Annotated in this window: 19 protein-coding genes; 12 read left to right on the top strand and 7 right to left on the bottom strand. The window is 73.7% G+C overall.

Features of this window, described 5'->3' with window-relative positions; genetic code table 11:
- Nucleotides 1-643: lipoyl protein ligase domain-containing protein (locus tag PAI11_RS27235; protein ID WP_170320724.1), on the top strand; the 643-nt coding region annotated here is incomplete at its 5' end.
- 144 nt (nt 644-787) lie between these two features.
- Here PAI11_RS27235 and PAI11_RS12605 read toward each other — a convergent pair.
- The 3 genes from PAI11_RS12605 to PAI11_RS27230 form a co-directional block, all read right to left on the bottom strand.
- Nucleotides 788-2,218, bottom strand: coding sequence for a hypothetical protein (locus PAI11_RS12605; RefSeq protein ID WP_050897229.1), 1,431 nt, complete (start codon nt 2,216-2,218; stop codon nt 788-790).
- A gap of 112 nt (nt 2,219-2,330) precedes the next feature.
- Entirely contained in the window at nt 2,331-2,744 is a 414-nt protein-coding gene (locus PAI11_RS12600) for a hypothetical protein (protein ID WP_007575211.1), read from the bottom strand.
- Nucleotides 2,741-4,855 (bottom strand): right-handed parallel beta-helix repeat-containing protein, encoded by a 2,115-nt coding sequence (locus PAI11_RS27230; RefSeq protein ID WP_040600106.1) that lies wholly within the window; start codon nt 4,853-4,855, stop codon nt 2,741-2,743. The genes PAI11_RS12600 and PAI11_RS27230 overlap by 4 nt, the downstream gene beginning before the upstream one ends.
- Nucleotides 4,856-5,142: 287 nt before the next feature.
- On the opposite strand from PAI11_RS27230, the gene PAI11_RS12590 reads away from it, so the two are divergent.
- The 5 genes from PAI11_RS12590 to PAI11_RS12570 all read left to right on the top strand — a co-directional run bounded on the left by PAI11_RS12590 (nt 5,143) and on the right by PAI11_RS12570 (nt 9,695).
- A complete protein-coding gene (locus tag PAI11_RS12590) occupies nt 5,143-6,387 on the top strand; it encodes an alkane 1-monooxygenase (RefSeq protein WP_007575203.1) in 1,245 nt (414 codons plus the stop codon).
- The gene (locus PAI11_RS12585) at nt 6,387-6,587 is read left to right on the top strand and encodes a rubredoxin (RefSeq protein ID WP_007575201.1); all 201 of its coding nucleotides are present in this window, start codon (nt 6,387-6,389) and stop codon (nt 6,585-6,587) included. Before PAI11_RS12590 ends, PAI11_RS12585 begins: the two co-directional genes overlap by 1 nt.
- A gap of 37 nt (nt 6,588-6,624) precedes the next feature.
- Nucleotides 6,625-7,242 (top strand): TetR/AcrR family transcriptional regulator, encoded by a 618-nt coding sequence (locus tag PAI11_RS12580; RefSeq protein WP_007575200.1) that lies wholly within the window; start codon nt 6,625-6,627, stop codon nt 7,240-7,242.
- 97 nt (nt 7,243-7,339) lie between these two features.
- Nucleotides 7,340-8,323, top strand: coding sequence for an alpha/beta fold hydrolase (locus PAI11_RS12575; RefSeq protein WP_007575198.1), 984 nt, complete (start codon nt 7,340-7,342; stop codon nt 8,321-8,323).
- A gap of 91 nt (nt 8,324-8,414) precedes the next feature.
- Nucleotides 8,415-9,695 carry a Fic family protein gene (locus PAI11_RS12570; protein ID WP_007575196.1) on the top strand — a complete coding sequence of 427 codons (1,281 nt, stop codon included), beginning with the start codon at nt 8,415-8,417 and terminating at the stop codon, nt 9,693-9,695.
- 13 nt (nt 9,696-9,708) lie between these two features.
- On the opposite strand, the gene PAI11_RS12565 is transcribed toward PAI11_RS12570, so the two are convergent.
- Complete coding sequence (locus PAI11_RS12565) at nt 9,709-11,730, bottom strand: NADPH-dependent 2,4-dienoyl-CoA reductase (RefSeq protein ID WP_007575194.1); 2,022 nt, start codon at nt 11,728-11,730, stop codon at nt 9,709-9,711.
- Between the two features lie 128 nt (nt 11,731-11,858).
- On the opposite strand from PAI11_RS12565, the gene PAI11_RS12560 reads away from it, so the two are divergent.
- Nucleotides 11,859-13,259 (top strand): amino acid permease, encoded by a 1,401-nt coding sequence (locus PAI11_RS12560; RefSeq protein ID WP_007575191.1) that lies wholly within the window; start codon nt 11,859-11,861, stop codon nt 13,257-13,259.
- 513 nt (nt 13,260-13,772) lie between these two features.
- Nucleotides 13,773-16,745: an alpha/beta fold hydrolase gene (locus PAI11_RS12555; protein WP_050897228.1), complete on the top strand. Its 2,973-nt coding sequence runs from the start codon at nt 13,773-13,775 to the stop codon at nt 16,743-16,745.
- Nucleotides 16,746-16,751: 6 nt separating this feature from the next.
- Here the strand turns inward: PAI11_RS12555 and PAI11_RS12550 are convergent, their stop codons facing one another.
- The 3 genes from PAI11_RS12550 to PAI11_RS24370 form a co-directional block, all read right to left on the bottom strand.
- Nucleotides 16,752-17,282: a GNAT family N-acetyltransferase gene (locus tag PAI11_RS12550; RefSeq protein ID WP_040600104.1), complete on the bottom strand. Its 531-nt coding sequence runs from the start codon at nt 17,280-17,282 to the stop codon at nt 16,752-16,754.
- 3 nt (nt 17,283-17,285) lie between these two features.
- On the bottom strand, nt 17,286-17,564 hold the full coding sequence (locus PAI11_RS12545) for a type II toxin-antitoxin system TacA family antitoxin (protein ID WP_007575185.1): 279 nt from the start codon (nt 17,562-17,564) through the stop codon (nt 17,286-17,288).
- A 131-nt stretch (nt 17,565-17,695) separates the two neighbouring features.
- Nucleotides 17,696-18,331: a TetR-type transcription factor C-terminal domain-containing protein gene (locus PAI11_RS24370; RefSeq protein ID WP_007575182.1), complete on the bottom strand. Its 636-nt coding sequence runs from the start codon at nt 18,329-18,331 to the stop codon at nt 17,696-17,698.
- Nucleotides 18,332-18,370: 39 nt separating this feature from the next.
- Here PAI11_RS24370 and PAI11_RS12535 point away from each other — a divergent pair, with 39 nt between their 5' ends.
- From PAI11_RS12535 to PAI11_RS12520, 4 genes are read left to right on the top strand one after another with little or no spacing between them, the layout of a single operon-like run.
- Complete coding sequence (locus tag PAI11_RS12535; protein ID WP_007575181.1) at nt 18,371-19,519, top strand: acyl-CoA dehydrogenase family protein; 1,149 nt, start codon at nt 18,371-18,373, stop codon at nt 19,517-19,519.
- A gap of 4 nt (nt 19,520-19,523) precedes the next feature.
- On the top strand, nt 19,524-20,477 hold the full coding sequence (locus PAI11_RS12530; protein WP_007575179.1) for a hydroxymethylglutaryl-CoA lyase: 954 nt from the start codon (nt 19,524-19,526) through the stop codon (nt 20,475-20,477).
- Between the two features lie 2 nt (nt 20,478-20,479).
- Nucleotides 20,480-22,567 carry an acetyl/propionyl/methylcrotonyl-CoA carboxylase subunit alpha gene (locus tag PAI11_RS12525; protein WP_007575178.1) on the top strand — a complete coding sequence of 696 codons (2,088 nt, stop codon included), beginning with the start codon at nt 20,480-20,482 and terminating at the stop codon, nt 22,565-22,567.
- Nucleotides 22,564-24,261: a carboxyl transferase domain-containing protein gene (locus tag PAI11_RS12520; RefSeq protein ID WP_007575176.1), complete on the top strand. Its 1,698-nt coding sequence runs from the start codon at nt 22,564-22,566 to the stop codon at nt 24,259-24,261. Before PAI11_RS12525 ends, PAI11_RS12520 begins: the two co-directional genes overlap by 4 nt.
- Nucleotides 24,262-24,399: the final 138 nt, after the last annotated feature.

The raw sequence follows: 24,399 nt of genomic DNA, 5'->3' as shown, positions 1-24,399 counted from the left end.
GCGCCCGCCGCTGGTCCGGGCGTACCGGCCCGGGGCGACGGTGGCGTTCTCGAAGCTCGACGCGCGGGCGCCCGGCTTCGCCCGGGCCGCGGCGGCCGCGAGCGCCCGCGGCTTCGCCCCGCTGGTGCGGCTCGGCGGCGGGCACGCGGCGGCCTACGGGCCCGGGTCGCTGGTCTACGAGGAGGTCATCGCCCACGAGGCGGTCTTCGAGGGGACGCAGGAGCGCTACGCGGCGGCGACCGGCCTGATCCGGCGGGCGCTGGCCCGCGTCGGCGTCGCGGCCGACGTCGGCGAGCTGGACGGCGAGTACTGCGCCGGCAGCCACAGCCTCAACGTCGGGGGCCGGGTCAAGATCGCCGGCCTCTCCCAGCGGGTCGTGCGCGGCGCGGCGCTGGTGACGGCGATGCTGCTGCTCGAGGACGAGCCGCGGGTGCGGCCGGTGCTGACCGACGTCTACGCCGCGCTCTCGATCCCCTGGCGACCCGAGACGGCGGGGGCGATCGCCGACGTCGTCCCCGCCCCCTCGCACGAGCAGCTGGTCGCGGCGCTGGTCGCCGAGCACGGCGGCGGCCTGGAGCCGGCGCAGGTGGGGGAGGCGACGCTGGCGGCGGCCGACGCCCTGGCGCCGCGACACGCGGCCTGACGGCGGGGGCGATCTCACCCCGCCACCCGTGAACCGGCGTCATCTCACCCCGCCCACCGACGCGAACTGACGCCACTCCACCAGCAGCGAGGTGAACTGGCGCCACTCCACCCGGCCCCGCCTCGCCCGCCTCGCCCGCCCGCCCTACGCGTTCGCCTGCGAGATCAGGTACAGGCCGGCGGTCGTGAAGCAGACCATCAGCGCCAGCATCCACCGTTGCGAGCGGGCCGCGCTGCGGGCGTCGCCGAAGCGGGCGAGCGCGCGGTCGTGGGCCAGGACGAGCGCCACGACGTGGCCGATCACGAGCGCGGCGACCTGGACGTACCAGATGCCTTCGGCGTCGAAGAGGCCGTAGTCGATGCCGCCGCCGGCGGTGCCGAAGAGGTCGGAGCCGTCGCCGAGCGGGTCGGAGAGCAGGTACGTGAACTGGGCCTGGATCTGGAACACGAAGAGGCTGAAGTAGTGCGCCACGACGTAGGCCAGGGCGATCGGGACGAAGCTGTGGGCGAAGTCCCGGGCCAGGGCCCCGGTCGTGAGCGGGCCGCGCCGCCGCGCCATCCCGACGATCCCCAGCCAGTAGAGGGCGGCGACCACGGTGACGGTGGCGAGCAGCATCAGCGTGTTGCTCACGCGCAGCGCGCCGGAGGTGCCGAGCCCGGCGTCGAGCAGCCGCTCGAACAGCCACCGCCCCGGCTCGCGCAGGGCGCCCTCCTGCGCGCCGTCGAACGCCGTCACCCCGATCGCGGTCAGCACCAGCGCCAGCGATCCCGGTGGCGTCGGCCAGCTGCCGACCGCGGCCAGCGGGCGCCGCCGACCGAGGTAGCCGCGGCGGACCTCCAGCGGCGCCAACCGCGAGAAGAGGTGGAAGTAGACGGCGAACGTCTCGCCCCGCTCGATCCAGCGCTCGACGCCGAACAGCGCCATCGCCGCGAGGGTCCAGGCGCTGTAGGCGATCGTCGCCGTCGCGACCGTCGCCGGATCGAGCATCGCGTCGCCCGGCGCGTCGTAGATCAGCTCCAGCCAGACGAACCCCAGCAGTCCCACGACCGCCGGCCAGCGGCCGAGCCACGGCGGGTACGGCAGGTGGGGGAGCGGACGGCCGCCGCGCAGCGCCCCCAGCAGCCCGCCGACCGCGCGCCCGATCGCCCGCCACGGGTTCAGCGCCCGGGTCACGTCGCCGAGCAGGACGCTCACCAGAACGCCCCCGAGCCAGACCGTCACGAAGACGAAGGTCGGGGCGAAGTTCAGGCTCAGCTCGCGGGTCCCCGCGAGCCCCGACCAGATCGTCGTCGCCAGCAGCCCGACCCCGAGCGCGCCGGCCAGCGCCTGCACCGTCCGTCCGGGCAGCAGCCGCGCGGCGCGCGACGGCAGCGGTCGCCAGTGGTCGTCCTGCAGCAGCGGCCGGCGCCAGGCCACCGCCAGCGCGGTGAACGAGGCGATCAGGACGATCGCGGCGGCCCACCCGAACAGCCAGTCGGGGATCGGCTGGTCGCGCCGGCTGACGACCAGCCCGTGCGCTCCGGCGGTCGCCGGGGCGGCCAGCGCGGCGGCCGCGGCGGCGAGGGCGGTCGCCACGGCCCGGCGTCGGGCAGCGGTTCGCTCCACCCGGGACCCGGTGGCCGATCGCCTCACCGCCGGCTGCCCCGATGCGCCCGCCGGGGCCCGGAGCCGCCCTTGCGCCCTTCCGCTACGGCGCCACCCCGGCGAAGCCGGCCGCGCGACCGTAGACCTTGTAGAGCAGGAAGCCGCCGGCGTAGTCGGGGCCGCACATGTTGTCGAACAGCTTGTAGGCGTCCTCGTCGGCCAGGACCCGGCCGCGGCCGTTGTTGTTGCGGCCGATGATCGCGCCGCCGACGATGCCGTGGAGCGCCTGCAGCGCCTGCAGCCGTCCGTCGGTGTCGGCCTTGCGCCAGTCCTCGCAGGTGTAGGTCGCCATCCGCCGGGCGTCGAACCCGGCGGGCCCGGCGCCCCCGACCGGCGGCTCGCCGCTCGCCGGTCGCTCGCCGCCGGTCCGCCCGCCCCCGTCGGACCCGCCGCAGCCGGCGAGCCCGATCGCGAGCGCGCAGGCCAGTGCGAGCCCCGGGCGTCGTACGGCGATCACCCCTCCAGGGCCGCGTCGAGCCGGCGGCAGATCGGCGCGTCCGGGCGTCCCTCGCAGAAGTCCCGGATCTTGCCCTCGAACGGCGAGGCCTGGGCGCGGGCGACGGCCTGGCGCTGGGCGGCGCGGGCCGACGGCTTCGGCGGGGTCGAGAACCACGGGCACTGGGCCGGGTCGTAGTTGCGGGTCTCGAACGAGACGATGCAGCTCAGCAGCTCGCCCTCGTTGCCGAGGTCGGCGATCCCGATGCTGGCCCCCGGATCGCGGCCGTCGTTGCAGGACGGCAGCTGCGACGGGCTCGTGATCAGCGGGCCCGGGCCGCTGTTGCGGTACCAGCAGTTGGCCTGGCTGAGCGGGAACGCGTCCCACCAGAAGTCCTGGCCGTTGGGCGCCGCCTGGCCGCTGGGCGAGCGACCCATGGTGTTGTCGTAGAACCGGTTGCGGTGCGAGGTCGACAGCTTCAGCGGATCGCAGGTGTCCTGCACGTTGCCGCTGCCCGGCGCGCAGACGAGCACGTCCGGGACCGAGAACAGCATCGCGCCGCGGCGCCAGTTGTCCCAGAAGTGGTTGTTGCGCACGATGTGGGCGTTGCCGCCGGCGATCCACATGCCGGTGCCGACCGGGTAGGGCAGCTTGCCCTTGACGTCCGAGCCCTTGGCGAAGACGTTGAAGTTGTTGGAGTAGAACTCGTTGTTCTCGATCAGCAGCGAGTCGCCCGGGAAGCCCGGATGGCCGGCCGAGGTCGCGACGTCGGTCGTCAGGCCGAGCGAGTTGTCGTAGAAGCGGTTGTGGTGGATCCAGACCGCGTTGCCGTTGGTCGCCGACCAGCCGGCGGCGTTGTGGTACGAGTCGCAGTAGCGGACCTCCTGGTTGTAGCGCTGCGGCTCGCCCGGGGTGCGCTGCTCGCCGGTCTCCGGCGGGGCGCCCGGGTAGAGGCCGGAGTCGCCGTGGCCCTTGGCCTCGCACTGCTGCTGGACGCCGTGGTCGCTGACGAAGGTCAGGGTGCCGTACTCGCCGTTGTAGAACGCCTTGAAGCGGTCGAGCATGTAGCCGTCGGTCTCGATCACGTAGATCCCGTGCTCGAGCGCGTGGCGGGCGCTGACGTTGCGCAGCACGAAGCCGTCGGCGCGCTGGGCGCCGATCGCGACGTCCTTGGCGTGGCCGGCCGCGGACGGCCCGCTGTTGCCGGCCTTCGGGTCGCCTGCCTCGACGACGGTGTCGTCGGCGGTCAGGCCCGAGCCCTCCAGCTGCAGGTTGCAGCGGACGCACGGCCCGACGTCGGGGATCCCGCGGCGGTTGAGCCGCGGCGGGTCGGGCGCGGGGGTGGTGCCGGGCTTGCGGCCGATCACGGCCACCAGGTTCGCGTCGTTGGGGCAGTACCAGTGGTACGTGTAGGTGGCGGCGCCCGCGCGGCGCGGGTAGTCGCTGAAGGTCTGGTACTTGCGGCAGGCCGGGTCGTACTTCGGCTTCTTGCGCGATGTCGGCTCGGTGTAGACGCCCGGCATCACGACCACGCGGTCGTTGTTGCCCGAGGCCGTGACCGCCGGCTGGATCTCCTGGTAGGCGCAGGCGCTCAGCAGCCGCTCGTTGAAGCGCAGCAGCCGATCGGCCTCGGCCGCGCTCAACGGGCGGGCCTTCTCCGACGGGCGGAACCTGTAGCCGGCTCCGCGGGCGGCGTCGAGCGAGCGGCGCAGGCGAGCGATCGACGGGTGCGCGGCGACCGCGGCGGCGTAGCTGCTCCGGGCGCGCCGCACGGCGCTCTTGCCCTTGCGCTCGCGCTTGCGGAACTGCCGCTCGAGCGTGCGCAGCTTGGCCTTGGACGCCTTGGCGCGGCGCGCGGCGCGGCGCTGCTTCTTGTAGCTCGCGCGGGTCTTCGCCAGCTTCCTCGAGGCCGCGTCGACCGCCGTCCGGCTGGGCACCGCACCCTGGCAGACCACGCGGGTCGTGCCGACGGGCGCCTCGTCGAGCGCGGTGTAGAGGTCGCGGATCGCCGGGACCTTGCCGCCGGCCGGCGGGCTGATCGACGTGTCCGGCGCCGGGTCGGGCCAGTAGGACGGCCGCTCGACGTGGGCGCCGGCGGTGGCCGGCACCAGCAGCGCCAACGACAGGGTCAACCCCGCGAGCGTCCGCCGACGGTGGGCTGGACGACCGGGCGCCCCCGATGGGCGTGGTCGCGCCCCGACACGGTTACAAGCCTGAAACATCACGCCGCGAGCCTACCCCCGGGGCACGGTGACAGGCAAGGGTCACTTGTTCCATGTCGGGTCGCCGGCGGTCGGACCGGCCGAGCGCGGTTGACGGCGCGTCACGAAATCCCCACCGTGCTTTACATCTACGCTACCGTATGTCCAATCGCTCGACACCGAGCGCCACGATGTCAAACCGCACGAGGTTGCCGACCATGAGCTCCGTGACCGCCGACGAGGCCCACGACCACGATCACCACCAGGAGGGCGCGGTCAACGCTCCCGAGTGGACCGACGGCAAGCGCTACGCCTGGCTGCTGGGGCTGATCGTCCCCCTGACGCCGTTCATCGCCTGGGGGCTCGTCGAGGCGACGGGCCTCGGCGTCTTCTGGTGGTTCGGCCCGATGATCGTCTTCGGGCTGATGCCGGCGCTGGACCTGATCATCGGGACCGACGCCGAGAACCCGCCCGACCGCGTCCTCGCCTGGCTGGAGCAGGACCGCTACTACCGCTGGTGCACCTACGCCTACCTGCCGCTGCAGTACGCGTCGCTGGTCCTCGCCGCCTGGCTGTGGGCCGACGGTGACCTCGGCATCGTCGGCAACATCGGGCTCGCGGTGACGGTCGGCTGCGTCAGCGGGATCGCGATCAACACCGCCCACGAGCTCGGCCACAAGCGCGACAAGGCCGAGAAGTGGCTGAGCAAGGTCGCGCTTGCGCAGACCGGCTACGGGCACTTCTTCATCGAGCACAACCGCGGCCACCACGTTCGCGTCTCGACCCCTGAGGATCCGGCCAGCTCGCGTCTGGGCGAGAGCTTCTACGCGTTCTGGCCGCGCACCGTCAGCGGTAGCCTGCGGTCGGCGTGGGAGCTGGAGAGCGAGCGTCTGCAGCGCGTCGGCACCAGCCGCTGGACGCTGAAGAACGACCTGCTCAACGCCTGGCTGATGAGCGTCGTGCTGTTCGGTGCGCTGCTCGCGATCTTCGGCATCGGGATCGCGCCGTACCTGGCGATCCAGGCGGTCTTCGGCTTCTCGCTGCTGGAGGTCGTCAACTACCTCGAGCACTACGGGCTCAAGCGCCAGAAGCGCGAGGGCGAGGACCGCTACGAGCGCACCCAGCCGTCGCACAGCTGGAACAGCAACAACGTCGCCTCGAACGTCTTCCTCTATCACCTCCAGCGCCACTCCGACCACCACGCCCACCCGCTCCGGCGCTACCAGGCCCTGCGGCACTTCGACGAGGCGCCGGAGCTGCCGACGGGCTACGCCGGCATGATCGTGCTCGCCGTCTTCCCGCCGCTCTGGCGGCGGGTGATGGACCACCGGGTGATCGAGCACTACGGTGGGGACGTGACCCTGGCGAACATCCAGCCCCGCAAGCGCGCGAAGGTCCTCCGCAAGTACGGCGGCACGCCGACGCCGGGGGCCACGGGCGGCGGCACGGCGGCGGCGGTCTGATGGCCGCCTTCCGCTGCCCGGAGTGCGGGTACGTCTACGACGAGCGGACTGGGAACCCGCGCGAGGGGTTCCCGGCGGGCACGGCGTGGGCCGACGTCCCCGACCACTGGAACTGCCCCGACTGCGGCGTGCGCGACAAGGTCGACTTCGAGCCGGTCGCCGACGGCGCGGAGACCTCGAGCCCGCCGACCCGCGGGTGAGGCGCTCGCGACCCGCGAGCGCCTACCCTCCCGAGCGATGAGCCGCGGCGCCAGCACCTCGTTCGCCGACGCGACCCGGTCGCTGCTGCGGCGGACGCTGCTCGAGGCCGCGCGCGACCTCGCCGCCGAGCGTCCCTGGCGCGACGTGACGATGGCCGCGATCGCCAAGCGCGCCGGGGTCAGCCGCCAGACGCTCTACAACGAGTTCGGCGCTCGCGGTCCCCTGACCGAGGCGCTGGTGCTGTACGAGGTCGACCGCTTCATCGCGACGGTCGAGGCGGCGGTCGCCGAGCGGGCGGCTGATCCGCCGGAGGCCCTGACGGCCGCGCTCGACGTCTTCCTGACCGCGGTCGCCGAGGATCCGCTGGTCCACGCGGTCGTCACCGAGGACGGCCGTGACGAGCTGCTGCCGCTGGTGACCTCGCAGGCGGCGCCGCTGCTCGGCTACGCCAGCGAGCGGCTGGCGGCGATCCTCCGCTCGCACTGGCCGCACGTGCCCGACGGCGAGGCGCGGTTCATGGCCGACACGCTGGTGCGACTGGCGCTCAGCTACGTCGTGCTGCCGGTCTCCGATCCGCGCCCGACCGTCGACGGGGTGACGCGGATCCTGCGGCCCTACGCGCTGGCGGTGCTCGGCGGCGGGGCCGGCGGCTGAGCGCGGCCGCGGGGCCGCCGGGCCTGCGCGATCCGTTTGCTACGGTTCCGTAGCAATTGCTCCGCCGACTCCGGCGGAACCCCCGAAGGGAGCCTCCGTGACCCCGCCGAGCAGCACCGTCGACCGCCGCCCGGGCGACCCTGGATCCGCGCTTCCCGAGGCCGTCTCCCGCCGTGTCCGCTCGACCGACGGCACGCTGCTCGCGGTTCGCGAGTGGGGCCCGGACGGCGCGCCGACCGTGGTCCTCGTCCACGGCTACCCGGACACCTCCGAGCTGTGGCACGGCGTGGTCGAGCGGCTGGCCGCCGACCATCACGTCGTGGCCTACGACGTCCGCGGCGCCGGCGCCAGCGATCGGCCGCGCGGCGTCCGCGGCTACCGGCTCGAGCAGCTGTCGCGGGACCTGGCGGCGGTCCTCGATGCGACGACCGACCCCGGCGAGCGCATCCACCTGGTCGGCCACGACTGGGGCGCGATCCAGAGCTGGGAGTCGGCGGCCAGCCCGACCGTCGCCCCGCGGCTGGCGTCGTTCACCGCCGTCGCCGGGCCGAGCCTCGACCTGACCGGCCACTGGGTCCGCCACCGTCTGCGGCTCGATGGTCGCGCCGCCCGCCAGAACGCCAGGCAGCTCCTGCACTCCTGGTACATCGTCGCCTTCCACCTGCCGCTGCTCGCGCCGCTCGCCTGGCGCCTGGGGATCGGGCGCTCCTGGGCGCGGGTCTTCGCCCGCAGCGAGGGCGTCGCGCCACCCGCCGGCCACCCGGCGCCGACGATCACCCGCGACGGGATCGACGGGATCGGGCTCTACCGGGCGAACATGCTGTCGCGCGTCCTGCGCCCGCGCTACGAGCGGGTCGAGGTCCCGCTGGTGCAGATCGGGATCACGCTGCGCGACAACTTCATCTCGCCCGACCTCTACGAGGACCTGCCGGACCTGGTCCCCGAGCTGTGGGTCCGGCGCGCCGACGCGCCGCACTGGATGCCGGTGCTCGATCCCGGCACCGTCGCCCGCTGGGTCCGCGAGGCGGTCGCGGCCGTCGAGCAGGGCGCGCCGCGACCGGCGGACGCCGCGGCCCGGTAGCGCGGGACCTGGTCGAGTCGAGGTCTGGGACGGGCCGGCAACCTTGAATTGATCGCTTCCATATTCAAGGTTTACGGATAACCTTGAATATGTGGCGGACCTCCTCAAGGCTCGTTGGGAGCCGACGCAGTCCTCGGGGCTGTCGCGGAAGGCGCGGCAGGGTTGCGAGTACGGGGCCTACCTGCCCGATCCGCTGGTCGGTCGCGAGTTCTCGCTCGACGGCGGAACCGCCGCCGACGTCGCGGACGCCGAGCGTGCGATCGCGGGCCTGAACGCGGGCGCACGGGCGTTGGTCGACGCCGAGGCGATCGCTCGGTTGCTGCTGCGCGCCGAGGCGGTCGCGTCGTCGACGATCGAAGGGCTGCAGATCGGCGGTCGGCGTCTGCTGCGGGCGCAGCTCGCGCGGGACACCGACGGCGGTGCCGATGACGTCGGTGCGGTCGAGATCCTCAACAACGTCGACGCGATGCGCTGGGCGGTGTCGACGCTGACGGCGCGTGACCGGATCGCCGTCGACGATCTGCTCCAGATCCACGACCGGCTGCTTGCCGGGACGACGCTGGAGTCCCACGGCGGCCGGATGCGCGAGGAGCAGAACTGGATCGGCGGCAGCGACTTCCATCCGTGCCGCGCAGCGTTCGTACCCCCGCCGCCCGAGCACGTGCCGATGCTGTTGGAGGACCTCTGCGCGTTCTTGGCGGAGGACAGCGTTCCCGCCGTGGTCCAGGCGGCGATCGCGCACGCCCAGTTCGAGACCATCCACCCCTTCATCGACGGGAATGGGCGTACTGGTCGTGCGCTGGTGCACGTCGTCCTCCGTCGACGGGGCCTCGCACCGCACGTCGTCCTGCCGCTGTCGCTGGTCCTCGCGACCTGGTCGGCGGACTACGTCGACGGCTTGACCGCCACCCGCTACCTCGGTGACCCGGCAGCGCCCGAGGCCGCCGCAGGTCTCAATCGATGGATCTCGCTGTTCGCTGCGGCGTGTCGCCGAGCCGTCACGGATGCCGAGGCATACGAGGCACGGGTCACGGAGATCGCCGAGCGGTGGCGGGCGCGGCTCGGGGGCGTGCGCAGCGGCTCCTCCGTCGACCGCTTGATCGACGCGCTTCCCGGGGCGCCGATCGTGACCGTGAAGAGCGCCGCGGCACTGACCGGTCGCAGCGTGCAGGCGGTCAACGAGGCGATCCCGAGGCTGCTCGCGGCCGGCGTCTTGCGGCAGACCTCGGTCGGGGCCCGCAACCGCGCCTTCGAGGCGCCCGAGCTGATCGAGTCGTTCAACGCCCTCGAACGACAGCTGGCGAGCCCGGACGGCGACACGCGCGTCTCGCGACCCCCGCGGAGCGTCCCGGCACGGCTCGATCGCCGCTGATCGGCCCCCAGCGCTACAGCCGCGCCGCCAGCTCCGTGCCCTGCTTGATCGCGCGCTTGGCATCGAGCTCGGCGGCGACGTCGGCACCGCCGATCAGGTGGACCGGGACGCCGGCGTCGACGAGCGGCTGCTGGAGGTCGCGGCGCGGCTCCTGGCCGGCGCAGAGGATCACGTGGTCGACCTCGAGCAGCAGCGGCCGGCGCTCGTCGCCACCGGGCACGGGGACGGTCACGTGGAGCCCGTCGTCGTCGATCCGGTCGTAGGCGACGCCGGCGTGGAGCTCGACCTGCATGTGGGCGAGCGCCGCGCGGTGGACCCAGCCCGAGGTCTTGCCCAGCCCGGCCCCGAGTCGCGAGCTCTTGCGCTGCAGCAGGTGGACCTGGCGCGCCGGCCGTTCCAGCACCGGCGCGACCACGCCGCCGCGGGCCCGCTCCGGATCGGTGACGCCCCACTCGGCCTGCCAGGCGGGCAGGTCGAGGGTGGGGGAGCGCTCGTGGACGAGGAACTCGCTGACGTCGTAGCCGATCCCGCCGGCCCCGATCACGGCCACGCGCTCGCCGACCGGGGCGCCCTCCAGCACCTCGACGTAGGAGAGCACCCGCTGGTGGTCGACGCCGGGGATCGACGGGGTCCGCGGGCGGACGCCGGTCGCCAGCACGACCTCGTCGTAGCCGCGCAGCGCAGCGACGTCGGCGGTCGTGCCCAGCCGCAGCGTCACGCCGGTGCGGGCGATCCGGCGGTCGAAGTAGCGCAGGGTCTCGTGGAACTCCTCCTTGCCCGGGATCCGCTTGGCCAGGTTGAACTGGCCGCCGATCTCGGGCGCGGACTCGAGCAGGTCGACGGCGTGGCCCCGCTGCGCCAGCGTCGTCGCGCACGCCAGGCCGGCCGGGCCGGCGCCGACGACGGCGATCCGCCGCACCCGGGCGGTCGGCTCGATCCGCAGCTTCGTCTCGTGCGCGGCGCGCGGGTTGACCAGGCAGGTCGCGGTCTTCTTCCTGAAGGTGTGGTCGAGGCAGGCCTGGTTGCAGGCGATGCAGGTGTTGATCTCGTCCGCGCGGCCGCCGGCGGCCTTGGCGACCCAGTCCGGGTCGGCCAGGAACGGCCGCGCCATCGACACCATGTCGGCGTCGCCCGCGGCGAGGATCGCCTCGGCCTGGTCGGGCATGTTGATCCGGTTCGAGGCCACGATCGGGATCGAGACCTCCGGCCGCAGCTTCGCCGTCGCCCACGTGAACGCGCCGCGCGGCACCGACGTGACGATCGTCGGCACGCGGGCCTCGTGCCAGCCGATGCCGGTGTTGAGGATCGTGGCGCCGGCGCCCTCGACCTCGTGCGCCAGCTCGACGACCTCGTCCCAGCTCTGGCCGTCGGGCACCAGGTCGAGCAGCGAGATCCGGTAGACGACGATGAAGTCCGGCCCGACCGCCTCGCGCACCCGGCGGACGATCTCGACCGCGAACCGGCGGCGGCGCTCGGCGGTGCCGCCCCACTCGTCGCGGCGGTGGTTGGTCCGCGGGGCGAGGAACTGGTTGATCAGGTAGCCCTCCGAGCCCATGATCTCGACCCCGTCGTAGCCGGCCTCGCGGGCGAGCGCGGCGCTGGCGGCGAAGTCGGCGATCGTCCGGACCACCGTCTCGGCGCTCATCGCCTTGGCGGCGAACGGGGTGATCGGGGACTTGGTGGCCGAGGCCGACTGCGAGAACGGGTGGTAGCCGTAGCGGCCGGCGTGCAGCAGCTGGAGCGCGATCCGGCCGCCCTCGGCGTGGACCGCGTCGGTGATCCGCCGGTGGTGGCGCAACGCCCGCCGCGACGACAGCTCCGAGGCCAGCGGCAGCAGCCAGCCGACGCGGTTGGGCGAGTAGCCGCCGGTGACGATCAGGCCGACGCCGCCCTTGGCGCGCTCGGCGAAGTAGGCCGCCAGCCGGCCGGCGTCCCAGGCACGGTCCTCGAGCCCCGTGTGCATCGAGCCCATCAGGACGCGGTTCGGCAGCGTCGTGAAGCCGAGATCGAGCGGCTCGAGCAGGCGATCGTACATTCCTACTGACGGTAGCAGCCTCGATCGCGGGCGCCGATCCTGGCGCGACGGCGTTCTCCGCTCCCTCGGCGGCGGTGGATACTGCGTCAACGTCCCGTCCCCCCGTGCCTGCCCCAGGAGGCTCCTCCGTGTCCGCACCCGCCGCTGTCGCCGATCGTCCCGTCCCGGACCTCGACGAGGGCTACGAACGGGGGTTGAAGAACCGCCAGATCCAGATGATCGCGATCGGCGGGGCGATCGGGACCGGGCTCTTCCTCGGCGCCGGGACGGCGATCACGAAGGCCGGCCCGAGCCTGATCCTCGCCTACCTGCTGGTCGGCGCCGTGGTCTTCCTGATCATGCGCGCGCTCGGCGAGCTGCTGATCTACCGGCCGGTCGCGGGCAGCTTCAGCGAGTACGCCGAGGAGTTCCTGGGGCCGTTCGCCGGCTTCGTCACCGGCTGGACCTACTGGATCACCTGGGTCGTGACCGGGATGGCCGAGATCACGGCCGCCGGGATCTACTTCCAGAAGTGGGTCGACGTGCCGCAGTGGACCACCGCGCTGGTGGTGCTGGTGGTCCTCTTCGGCGCCAACCTGATCTCGGTCAAGGTCTTCGGCGAGGCCGAGTTCTGGTTCTCGATGATCAAGGTCACCGCGATCATCGGCATGATCCTCGTCGGCCTCGGCGTCCTGATCTTCGGCTTCAGCGACGCCGGCGACACCGCCACCGTCAACCACCTCTGGGACCACGGCGGGATCTTCCCCAACGGCCTCGACGAGACGCTGCTGGCGTTGCAGATCGTGACCTTCGCCTATCTCGGGGTCGAGCTCGTCGGCGTCACCGCCGGCGAGGCGGCGAACCCCGAGCGGACCCTGCCGCGCGCGATCAACGCGATCCCGTGGCGGATCGGCCTCTTCTACGTCGGCGCGCTGATCATCATCCTGTCGCTGGTCCCGTGGACGTCGTTCTCGGCCGGGGAGAGCCCGTTCGTCAAGGCCTTCGACCAGGTTGGGATCGGCCATGCCGGCGACATCGTCAACTTCGTGGTCCTGACCGCCTGCCTCTCGTCCTGCAACTCGGGGCTCTACTCGACCGGCCGCATGCTCCACACGCTGGCCCGGAAGGGCGAGGCCCCGGCGCGGTTCGGACGCCTGAGCGGGCGCCACGTGCCGGCCGCCGGCGTCGCGGCGTCGGCGGTGGTGATGGCGATCGGCGTCGGCATCAACGCCGTCGACCCCGAGCACGCGTTCCTCTACATCACGTCGGTCGCGCTGGTCGGGATCCTGTGGGTCTGGGGGACGATCCTGGTCTGCCAGCTGCGCTACCGGCGGCTCGTCGACGACGGCCGCAAGCCGCGGACCGGGTTCCGGATGCCGGGCACGCCGTGGACGAACCTGATCGGCCTGGTTTTCCTGGTGCTGGTGTTCGTGCTGCTGGGCTTCTCCGGCGAGACCCGGCCGGGGCTGTACGTGACCCCGGGCTGGGTGGCGCTGCTGGTGCTCGGCTACTGGCTCCTGCGGCGCCGTGGGGCGCCCACGACGTCCTGAGCGGCCGAAAGTTCGTGGTCGCCACCACGATGCGGCTCGTGGCGGCGACGACGTAGAACGACGATCGATGGAGCGCCGGCTGCACGCGAACGTCGGAACGGGCACGGCCGGTGCGTGTCCGGGCGCGCTCGCCGACGCGCGAGCGGCCACCGCCGATCCTCGGGTCGGGGATGCAGCAGCCGGGGGCGCTCCGTCCCGGGGGGAACGAGGCCGACGCCGGACCACCACGGCGCGGACGCGGGGGGTGAGCGCGCAGGGGTCGTGCGCGTCGACCGCGGGCCGCGACGGTGGTCCGGCGTCCCCCGGCCGGCGCAGGCTCGCCTGAGCCTCGCTCGCGGCGCGCGCGTCCGCCCTCCGAGCGTCGGGCCTGCGCCGTACGCTGGGGTGCCGCTCCCGCGCCTGGGCGTGTAGGTTCGCGGGCACAAGGGAGCGTCGATGCACGTACGTTGGGTCAGGACCGTCACCAGGGCGGCTGCAGCAGGAACAGGCGACCGCCGCCCGGGGGGGCCGGCGATGAAGCTCGTGCCGGACGCGATCGCGCGTCCCAGCGCACGGGTCGGGGCGATCGCCCAGAACGCGCTCGAGGTGGCGCGCTTCGGCGGCCTCGAGACCGGCGAGGAGCCGGCCCCGTTCGAGGTCGTCGCCGAGCAGCGCGTCTACCGCCTGCGCCACTACTTCGCCGACGCCGCGGACGACGGGGTGCAGCGACCGACGATCCTGCTGGTGCCGCCGCTGATGCTGGCGGCCGAGATCTACGACGTCTCCCCGAACTCGAGCGCCGTCCGCGACCTGCACGCGCTCGGGGTCGATCCCTGGGTCGTCGACTTCGGGGCGCCGGAGCACGAGGAGGGCGGCCTCGAGCGGACGCTGACCGACCACGTGCTGGCGGTCAGCGACGCGATCGACCGCGTCCGCGAGGCGACCGGCGGCGACATCCACCTGGGCGGCTACAGCCAGGGCGGGATGTTCTGCTACCAGGCGGCGGCGTACCGGCGCAGCAGCGGCCTGCGCAGCATCGTCGTCTTCGGCAGCCCGGTCGACGTCGGCAACGCGGTCCCGCTGGGGATCCCCGCCGGCGTCGCGGGCCGCACGGCGATGTTCCTCGCCGATCACGTCTTCGAGGGCCGCGGCCTGCCCGCCTGGGCCAGCCGCACCGGCTTCCGGCTGCTCGACCCGGTCAAGTCGGTCCGCTCGCGGATCGACTTCCTGCTCCAGCTCCACGACCGCGAGGCGCTGCTCCCGCGCGAGGGCCAGCGGCGGTTCCTCCAGGGCGAGGGCTGGGTCGCGTGGTCCGGCCCCGCGCTGCAGGAGCTGCTGCGCCAGTTCGTGGCGCACAACCGGATGGTCTCGGGCGGCTTCGTGATCGACGAGCGGCTGGTCACGCTGGCCGACATCACCTGCCCGGTGCTGGCGTTCGTCGGCGAGGTCGACGAGATCGCGCCGCCGTCGGCCGTGCGCGCGATCCGCCGTGCCGCGCCGCGCGCCGACACCTACGAGGTGCCGCTGCCGGCGGGCCACTTCGGGCTCGTGGTCGGCAGCCGCGCCGGTCGCGAGACCTGGCCGACCGTCGCCGGCTGGACCGCGTGGCGCGAGGGCGACGGCGAGCTGCCGGGCGCGGTCACCCCGATCGTCGACGACGGCCCCCGTCAGCTCGAGGTCGGCGCCGGGACGACGATCGGCACCAGCGTCGAGCTGGCCGGCACCGTCGGCGTCGGCCTGGTGCGGTCGCTGACCCGCGGCGCACGGCGCTCGGTCCGCAATCTGCGCGAGCTGGCCGAGGAGGCCGCCGGCCAGATGCCGCGGCTGTTCCGCCTGGAGCAGATCGGCCCCAAGACCCAGATCTCGCTGGGGCTGCTGCTCGACGAGCAGGCCGAGCGCGCCCCCGACGACGTGCTCTTCCTGTTCGAGGACCGCGCCCACGCGCATGGCGCCGTCAAGACCCGGATCGACAACATCGTCAAGGGCCTGATCAGCGTCGGCGTGCGGCAGGGCCAGCACGTCGGCGTGCTGATGGAGCCGCGCCCCAGCTCGCTGTCGGTGGTCGCGGCCCTGAGCCGGCTTGGCGCCGTCGTGGTGCTGATGCGGCCGGACGGGGCGCTCGAGCGCGAGGCGGAGCTGGGCCAGGTCGAGCGCGTGATCGCCGATCCGGAGCAGGCCCAGGCGGCGGCCGAGACGCTCGGCGTCGAGGTGCTCGTGCTCGGCGGCGGAGGCGAGCCCCGCGACCTCGGCCCGCACGTGATCGACATGGAGCGGATCGACCCCGATCGGGTCGACGTCCCCGCCTGGTACCAGGCCAACCCGGGCCGCGCGGTCGACCTGGCGTTCATCGTCTTCACCGGCGAGGGCGACCGCACCCGCGCCAAGCGGATCACCAACCACCGCTGGGCGCTGTCGGCGTTCGGCACCGCGTCCTCGGCGGCGCTCAGCCCGTCCGACACCGTCTACGCGGTGACGCCGCTGCACCACCCGTCGGGGCTGTTGACCAGCATCGGCGGAGCCGTCGCCAGCGGCGCCCGGATCGCGCTCGCGCGGCACTTCGACACCGGCACCTTCTGGGAGGAGGTCCGGCGCTACGGCGTGACCGTCGTCTCCTACACGTGGGCGCTGCTCGACGAGCTGACCGAGGCCCCGCCGCAGGTGGCCGAGCAGCACCACCCGGTGCGGCTGTTCATCGGCTCGGGCATGCCGCGCGGCCTCTGGAAGCGGGTGCAGGAGCGGTTCAAGCCGGCGCGGGTGCTCGAGTTCTACGCCTCGACCGAGGGTGACGCGGTGCTGGTCAACGTCTCGGGCGCCAAGCCGGGGGCGAAGGGCCGCCAGCTGCCGGGCAGCGCCGAGGTCCGGCTCGCCGCCTGGGATCCGACCGTCGGCGAGCTGATCGAGGGACCGGACGGGTTCGTGCTGCCGTGCACCCCCGGCGAGGTCGGGATGCTGCTGACCCGGGTCCGGACCGGCGTCGAGGTCGCGCCCGGCCACCCGCTGCGCGGCGTCTTCACCCGCGGCGACGCCTGGCACGTCACCGGCGACCTCTTCCGGGTCGACGAGGACGGCGACTACTGGCTGGTCGACCACGGCCAGGCCGCGATCCAGACCGCCCACGGGCCGGTCTACGCGTTCCCGATCCAGGATGCGCTCGGCGACCTGCCGGCGATCGGCCTGTCGGTGTCCTACCCGGTCGTCGCCGCCGACGGGCGCACGCTCGCCGTCGCCGCCGCGACGCTGCGCGGCGACCAGGAGCTCGACGACGCCGACCTGACCGCGACGCTCGCGTCGCTGGAGCCCGAGCACCGGCCGGACGTCGTCCACGTCGTCGACGACATCCCCCTGACGACCTGGTTCCGCCCGATCACCGGCCCGTTGCGCGAGGCCGGGCTGCCCCCGGTCGGCCGCGCCTGGGTCGCCGAGGACGGCCACCAGCGCTACGTGCCGCTGACCGCGGCCCGGCGGGCGAAGCTGGTCGGCAAGGCGGCGGCGAAGCCGAAGGCCTGAGCGGCGTCAGCGCAGCGACCGGCGAGCGTCCTTCGTGAGCAGCACGAGGTGCAACTCGTCGGTCGGGCTCGGCTCCAGCTCCGGGAGCAGGTGCTGGTAGAAGGCCCGCGCCCGCTCGTCCTCGCAATGGATCAGCAGGCCCCGGCAGCCGATCTGGTCGGAGATCGCCAGCAGGCGGAGGACGACGTCGCCGAGCATCCCCGCGCCGAGGCCGCGGCCTTCGTGGTCGCGGGCGACGCCGAGGCGGGCGAGGAGCGCGACCGGTTGCGGATACCGCCCGGCGCCCCGACGCGCCCGGACCGGAGCGTCGTCGTGCGCCAGGTGGGCCATGCACCAGGAGTAGTACGCGGCCACGCGCTGCTCGTCGTCGCCGGCCGTGACGACGAAGGTCCGCGTGGTGCCGGTGGCTCCGGCCTGTCGGGCGTGTCGCCGGAGCCAGGCCGTCTGCTCCGTGGAACGGCAGTCGAACCCCGCGACGTCGTGCGCCGGTCCGAGCGGCGCCGGCGGGCGGTAGACGAGCTGCCGGGACGCTGTCACCAGTCAGGGGCCGAAGGGCGACGGGCGATCGAGCAGGGCGCGGAGGCTGGGCAGATCGCGCGCGGGCGCGTCGTTGAGTGCGTCCCAGGCCGCAGCGGCCTCGGGCGACAGGACGAACCGGTCGCGGTCGGCGAGGACCCGACGGGCGGCGTCGGTCGTGTGCGCGAGGACGAACGTGGTGAGGTCGGTGCCCTCCGCGTCGACCGCGCGATCGAGCAGCTGTCGCTCCTCGGGCGTGGTGCGGATCTCCAGGCGCGTGGTGCGGGCTCGAACGGGCGGCATGACGTACGGCCATCGTACGGCCGCAGAGGTCGCCGGGCAACAGGCAGGACCATCGGCCGCGGTAGGCAGGGCGCGGCGGCTGAGCGAGCCGCCACCGGCTGTCACATTGCGGTCGGCCAGCGACCGGAACGTCACACGGCGCCCGGCTCGCTCCCGTCGATCCCGCGCACGACCAGGTCGCAGAAGCCGTCGGCGACCTGGTCGGCGCTGAGGCGGCCGGCGGGGTCGAACCAGGTCGCGGCGTGGTTGACCATGCCCTGCAGCGCCAGCGCGCTGAGGGCGGGGTCGTCGATCGCGAACTCGCCGGATGCGGCGCCGTCGCGCAGGACCCGGGTCAGGAGCGCGGAGAAGGCGTCGCGGTCGCGGCGGACGTCGTCCCAGCCGGGGTCGGCCTCGATCGTGTGGCGCTCCTGCTGGAAGACGCGGACGTGGGCCTGGTGCTGCTCGACGTGGCGCATCCAGACGCGGACCAGCGACCGCAGCCGCTGCTCGGCGGCCGGGGCCGCGTCGGGTCCGTCGACGACCGCCGAGGCATCCTCCAGCAGCGGCGCCATCAGGTCCTCGAGGATCCGGGTCAGGGCGCCCTGCTTGGAGCCGATGTAGTGGTAGAGCCCGCCGCGGGCCAGGCCGGTCGCCGCGATCAGGTCGTCGATCGAGGTGCCGTGGTAGCCGCGCTGCGCGAACGCCCGGGCGCAGGCGTCGATCACCTGCTGCTGGCGCTCGTCGTAGCGCTCGCGGAGCTTGGGGCGGGCTGGAGGTTGCGCCACGGCTTGCAATTTAGACCGTTCGTTCGGTACAAGTCCAGTATGGATCTCGATCTGCCCGACGACACCCGCGAGCTGCAGCGCATCGTCCGCGACTTCGCGGTCTCCGAGGTGGCGCCCGTGGCCGAGCATCTCGACCGCACGAAGTCGTTCCCGTACGAGCTCGTGGCGAAGATGGGCCAGCTCGGCTGGATGGGGATCCCGTTCCCGGAGGAGCTGGGCGGCGCCGGCGGCACGACGCTGCAGTACGCGGTCGCGGTCGAGGAGCTGACGCGGATCGACTCCTCGGTCGCGATCACGATGTGCGCCCACACCTCGCTCGGCACCCAGCCGGTCTACCTGTTCGGCAACGACGAGCAGCGCGAGCGCTACATGCCCGACCTCTGCGCGGGCCGCAAGCTCGGCGCGTTCGGCCTGACCGAGCCGGAGGCGGGCAGCGACGCCGGCAACGTCAAGACCCGCGCGACGCTCGACGGCGACACGTGGACGATCGACGGCGCCAAGCAGTTCATCACCAACTCCGGCACCGACATCTCCGGCCACGTCGCGATCACGGCGGTCACCGGCGAGACGCCGTCGGGGAAGCCCGAGATCTCGAACCTGATCGTCGAGAACGGCACCCCCGGCTACGAGCCCGGCGAGCCCTACCGCAAGATGGGCTGGAACGCCTCGGACACCCGCCCGCTCAGCTTCGACGGCTGCCAGGTCCCGGCCGAGAACCTGCTCGGGCCGCGCGGCCAGGGCTTCCGCCAGTTCCTGCAGATCCTCGACGGCGGACGGATCGGCGTCGCCGCGATGGGGCTCGGGCTGGCGCAGGGCGCGCTCGACGAGGCGGTCGCCTACAGCAAGCAGCGCAACGCCTTCGGCAAGTCGATCTCCAGCTACCAGGCGATCCAGGTGAAGATCGCCGACATGGCGACCGAGATCGAGGCCGCGCGGCTCTTGACCTACAAGGCCGCGTGGCTGAAGGACCAGGGTCGCGACTTCTCGCTGACCGCCGCCCAGGCGAAGTACAAGACCGGTCGCCTGGCCGTCCGCGCGTCGGAGGAGGCGGTCCAGATCCACGGCGGCTACGGCTACATGGAGGAGTACCCGGTCTGTCGCTTCTACCGCGACGCCAAGATCCTGACCATCGGCGAGGGGACCGACGAGGTCCAGCAGATGGTCATCTCCCGCGCGCTGCTCAGCTAGATCGATGAGCGAGCTGCCCCAGGCCGTCCGGGTCCGCGAGGTCGGTCCCCGCGACGGCTTCCAGAACGAGCCCGAGACGATCGCCACCGACGACAAGGTCGCGCTGATCGACCGTCTGGCGCGGACCGGCGTCCGGCGGATCGAGCTGACCTCGTTCGTCCGCGCCGACGTGATCCCGCAGCTGGCCGACGGCGCCGAGGTCCTGCGCCGGGTCCAGATCCCGGAGGGGGTCTCGCGCTCGGTCCTGATCCCGAACGAGCGCGGGCTCGACAACGCGCTCGAGCTGCGCGACCGCTTCGACGAGGTCTCGGTCTTCCTGTCCGCGTCGGAGACCCACAACCGCAAGAACGTCAACCGCTCGATCGCCGAGTCGCTGGCCGGGCTCGAGCGCGTCGTGGCCCGGGCGCGCGAGGCCGGCCTGCGGGTCGAGGCCGTGATCGCGACCTCGTTCGGCTGCCCCTACGAGGGCGACGTCCCGGTCGAGCGGGTGCTCGAGATCGCTGCGCGGCTGCGGGACTTCGGCGCCGTCGAGATCGGCTTCGGCGACACGACCGGGATGGCCAACCCGCTGCAGGTCCGGCGCTTCTTCGCCGACGCCGCAGCGGCGCTGGGCGACGCGGTCGAGCTGACCGCGCACTTCCACAACACGCGCGGGCAGGGGCTGGCCAACGTGCTCGCGGCGCTGGAGGCGGGCTGCACGTCGTTCGAGTCGAGCTTCGGCGAGCTGGGCGGCTGCCCGGTGCCGGCGGGGGCGACCGGCAACATCGCCAGCGAGGACCTCGTCTCGATGCTGCACGAGATGGGGATCGAGACCGGGATCGACCTGGGCGCGCTGCTCGACGCCAGCCGCGCGGTCCAGCAGGTGCTCGGTCGCTCGCTCGGCTCGCACACCCTGGTCGCCGGGCCGATCGACTGGCATCGCGACGTCGCGCCGAGCGCGACCGGAGAGGCAGGCTGATCGTGCCGTTCGATCGCGTCCTGATCGCCAACCGCGGCGAGATCGCCGTTCGGATCGCGGCCACCCTGCGGCGGCTCGGCGTCGAGTCGGTCGCCGTCCACGCCCCGCAGGACGCTGGCACGCCGCACGTCGCCGCCTGCGACCACGCGGTCGCGCTGCGCGCCGACGGCGAGCGCTCGCCCTATCTGGACGTCGCCCAGCTGGTCGAGATCGCCCGCCGGACCGGCAGCGACGCCGTCCACCCCGGCTACGGCTTCCTGGCCGAGCGGGCCGACGCGGCCCGCGCCTTCGAGGACGCCGGGATCGCCTGGATCGGGCCGTCGCCGCAGGCGATCGACCTGCTCGGCGACAAGATCGCGTCGAAGCGGACGGCAGCCGAGGCCGACGTGCCGGTCGTTCCCGGGGAGACGATCCCCCCCGACCCAGGCGTCGACGCCGACCAGGTCGCGGCGTTCGCCGCCGAGGCCGGCCTGCCGCTGCTGCTGAAGGCCTCCGCCGGCGGTGGCGGCAAGGGCATGCGGCGGGTCGACGAGGCGGGCCAGATCGGGTCCGCCGTCGACGCGGCGCGGCGCGAGGCGCAGGCCGCCTTCGGACGCGCCGAGCTGCTGGTCGAGCGGCTGGTCGAGCCGGCCCGCCACGTCGAGGTCCAGATCGCCGCCGACGCCCACGGCGGCGTCTGGGCGATCGGCGAGCGCGAGTGCAGCCTCCAGCGCCGCCACCAGAAGCTGATCGAGGAGTCGCCCGCCCCGCACCTCTCCGACGAGCTGCGCCGCGACCTCCACGCGGCGGCGGTGCGGCTGGCGACGGCGGCCGGCTACCGCAACCTCGGCACCGTCGAGTTCCTGGTCGAGTCGGGCGTCGCGTCCCCGCGCTTCTACTTCCTCGAGATGAACGCCCGGCTGCAGGTCGAGCATCCGGTGACCGAGCTGGTCCACGGGCTCGACCTGGTCGAGCTGCAGCTGCGGATCGCCGACGGCGCGCAGATCGACCTGGCCGCCGCGACTCGCGACGACGGAGCCGACGGGCGCGTCCTGGAGCCGGTCGGCCACGCGATCGAGGCGCGGATCTGCGCCGAGCGGATCGCCGGCGGCGACGGTGCCGCGGTCCAGTTCCTGCCCGCGACCGGCCCGGTCGTCGGCTACGCCGAGCCGCGTGGCGCCGGCGTGCGGGTCGACTCCGGCCTGGTCGCCGGCAGCGTCGTCTCGACCGCCTTCGACCCGATGCTGATGAAGGTGATCGCCTACGGGCGCGACCGGGCCCAGGCCCGCGAGCGGCTCGACCGGGCGCTCGACGAGCTGACGGTGCTCGGGGTCCAGACCAACGCCGCGTTCCTGCGGCGGCTGCTGGCGCGTCCCGAGGTGGTCGAGGGCCGCCAGACGACGACGATGGTCGAGGCGCTGCTGGCCGACGCGACGGCCGCCGGCGAGCTGCGCCGGCCCCCGGCGGCGGCCGCCGCGCAGGCCGCGCGGGCGACCGCCGCCTGGCGCCACCACGAGCTGGACGACCGCTCCGGCGGGGCCGACGCGGGGCCGTTCGACCGCCGCGACGGCTGGCGGATCGGTCCGCCGGCGTGGGCGCGGCTGCGGCTGCTCGACGCCGACGACGCGCCGCTGGAGCTGGCGGCGCGGGTCATCGACGGCGGGCTCGAGGTGACCGTCGACGACGGGGATCCGCAGCGGCTGGCGGTCGCGATCGAGCCGCGATCCGCCGACGGGGCGCTGCGCCGCTTCGAGGTCGCCGACGATCGTGGCGCCGCCCGCTGGTCGGTCGCCCGCGACGGCGAGTGGCTGTGGGTCCACGGCCCCGACGGCACCTGGTCGTGGCGCGACGCGCCCGAGGCGGCCGCGGCCGCGGCCCACGGGTCCGGCAGCCTCGAGGCGCCGCTGCCGGGCGTGGTGATCGCGGTCAAGGCGGTGCCCGGCGACGCCGTCACCGCGGGCACGTCGGTGGTGGTGCTGGAGTCGATGAAGATGGAGCTGGACGTCACCGCGCCCTACGACGGGATCGTCCAGACGATCGACGTCGCGGTCGGCGAGCACGTCCAGCGCGGCCAGGTCCTGGCCGCGGTCGAGCAGGAGGACGCGGCATGAGCGGCACCAACGGCGCGGCGGCGGGCGCGGAAGCGCCGGCCCCCGGCAACCGCGAGCAGCACCTGGCGCTGATCGGCGACCTGCGGGCGCGGCTGGCGCGGATCGCCGACGGCGGCGGCGAGCGGGCCCGGACCCGCCACGTCGATCGCGGCAAGCTGCTCCCGCGCGAGCGGATCGACCGCCTGGTGGACCCCTTCAGCCCGTTCCTGGAGCTGGCGCCGCTGGCCGCCGAGGAGGTCTACGACGACGACGTTCCGGCGGCCGGCCTGATCGCCGGGATCGGCCGGATCCACGGCCGCGAGGTCCTCATCATCGCCAACGACGCGACGGTCAAGGGCGGCACGTACTACCCGCTGACGGTCAAGAAGCACCTGCGCGCGCAGGAGGTGGCGCTGGAGAACCGGCTGCCCTGCGTCTACCTGGTCGACTCCGGCGGCGCCTTCCTGCCCAAGCAGGACGAGGTCTTCCCCGACAAGGAGCACTTCGGCCGGATCTTCTACAACCAGGCCCGGCTGTCGCGCGAGGGGATCGCCCAGATCGCCGCGGTGATGGGATCGTGCACCGCCGGCGGCGCCTACGTGCCGGCGATGAGCGACGAGACGATCATCGTCCGCGAGCAGGGCACGATCTTCCTCGGCGGCCCGCCGCTGGTGAAGGCGGCCACGGGCGAGGAGGTCTCGGCCGAGGAGCTGGGCGGCGGCGAGCTGCACGCACGGACCTCGGGCGTCGTCGACCACCTGGCCGAGGACGACGAGCACGCGCTGCAGCTGGTCCGCCGGATCGTGGCGACGCTGCCCCGCAGCCGCAACGCGGTCGGCGGGGGCTCGCCGGGCGGCGCGTCGTCGCCCGACGGGCACGGCATCGCGGGCATCAGCACCGCCGCAGCCGCGCCGTGGGAGGTGCGCGCTCCCGAGCCGCCGGCGGAGGGGGAGGAGGCCGCGGCCGAGTCCCTGCTGGAGGTCGTCCCGGTCGACACCCGCGAGCCCTACGACGCCCGCGAGCTGGTCGCGCGGGTCGTCGACGGCAGCCGGCTGCACGAGTTCAAGCCGCTCTACGGCGACACGCTCGTGACCGGCTTCGCGCACGTCATGGGCCACCCGGTGGCGATCCTGGCCAACAACGGGATCCTCTTCCGCGAGAGCGCGCTGAAGGCGGCGCACTTCATCGAGCTCGCCGACGAGCGCGGGATCCCGCTGCTGTTCCTGCAGAACATCGCGGGCTACATGGTCGGCCGCGAGTACGAGGCGGGCGGGATCGCCAAGGACGGCGCCAAGATGGTCGCCGCCGTCGCCTGCGCCCGGGTGCCGAAGTTGACGGTGATCGTCGGCGGCTCGCACGGGGCCGGCAACTACGGGATGTGCGGTCGGGCCTACCAGCCGCGGTTCCTCTGGATGTGGCCGAACGCCAGGATCTCGGTGATGGGCGGCGAGCAGGCCGCGACCGTCCTGACCACCGTCCGCGAGCAGCAGCTGGCGGCGCGCGGGATCGACTTCTCCGAGGAGGAGCGGGCGGCGATGGCCGACCCGGTGCGCGCGCAGTTCGAGCAGCAGGGCAATCCGGTCTACGCCTCGGCGCGGCTGTGGGACGACGGGATCATCGACCCGCGCGACACCCGCCGGGTGCTCGGCCTGGCCCTGGACGCCTGCGCCAACGCCCCGCTGGAGCCGGTGCGACGGCCGCTGTTCCGGATGTAGGGCGGTGGGCCGGGGGGCAGTGGCGAGGCGGCGAGGGGGCGGGCGGGGCCGGCGACGGCGCCGTCGCGGGGCAGCGGCGTCATTTCGCCTGCCGCTCCCAGAGGCGGCGTCAGTTGCCTGCGCACGGCGCGGTCGAAT

The organism is Patulibacter medicamentivorans, from assembly GCF_000240225.1.
GTDB classification, from domain to species: domain Bacteria; phylum Actinomycetota; class Thermoleophilia; order Solirubrobacterales; family Solirubrobacteraceae; genus Patulibacter; species Patulibacter medicamentivorans.
This window is presented reverse-complemented; position numbering and strand designations above follow the sequence as displayed.

Coding starts and splice junctions, on each gene's coding strand:
- PAI11_RS12590 (WP_007575203.1), top strand. CDS start 5,143: ATGAGCTCCGTGACCGCCGACGAGGCCCACGACCACGATCACCACCAG.
- PAI11_RS12585 (WP_007575201.1), top strand. CDS start 6,387: ATGGCCGCCTTCCGCTGCCCGGAGTGCGGGTACGTCTACGACGAGCGG.
- PAI11_RS12580 (WP_007575200.1), top strand. CDS start 6,625: ATGAGCCGCGGCGCCAGCACCTCGTTCGCCGACGCGACCCGGTCGCTG.
- PAI11_RS12565 (WP_007575194.1), bottom strand. CDS start 11,730: ATGTACGATCGCCTGCTCGAGCCGCTCGATCTCGGCTTCACGACGCTG.
- PAI11_RS12555 (WP_050897228.1), top strand. CDS start 13,773: ATGAAGCTCGTGCCGGACGCGATCGCGCGTCCCAGCGCACGGGTCGGG.
- PAI11_RS12545 (WP_007575185.1), bottom strand. CDS start 17,564: ATGCCGCCCGTTCGAGCCCGCACCACGCGCCTGGAGATCCGCACCACG.
- PAI11_RS12535 (WP_007575181.1), top strand. CDS start 18,371: ATGGATCTCGATCTGCCCGACGACACCCGCGAGCTGCAGCGCATCGTC.
- PAI11_RS12530 (WP_007575179.1), top strand. CDS start 19,524: ATGAGCGAGCTGCCCCAGGCCGTCCGGGTCCGCGAGGTCGGTCCCCGC.
- PAI11_RS12520 (WP_007575176.1), top strand. CDS start 22,564: ATGAGCGGCACCAACGGCGCGGCGGCGGGCGCGGAAGCGCCGGCCCCC.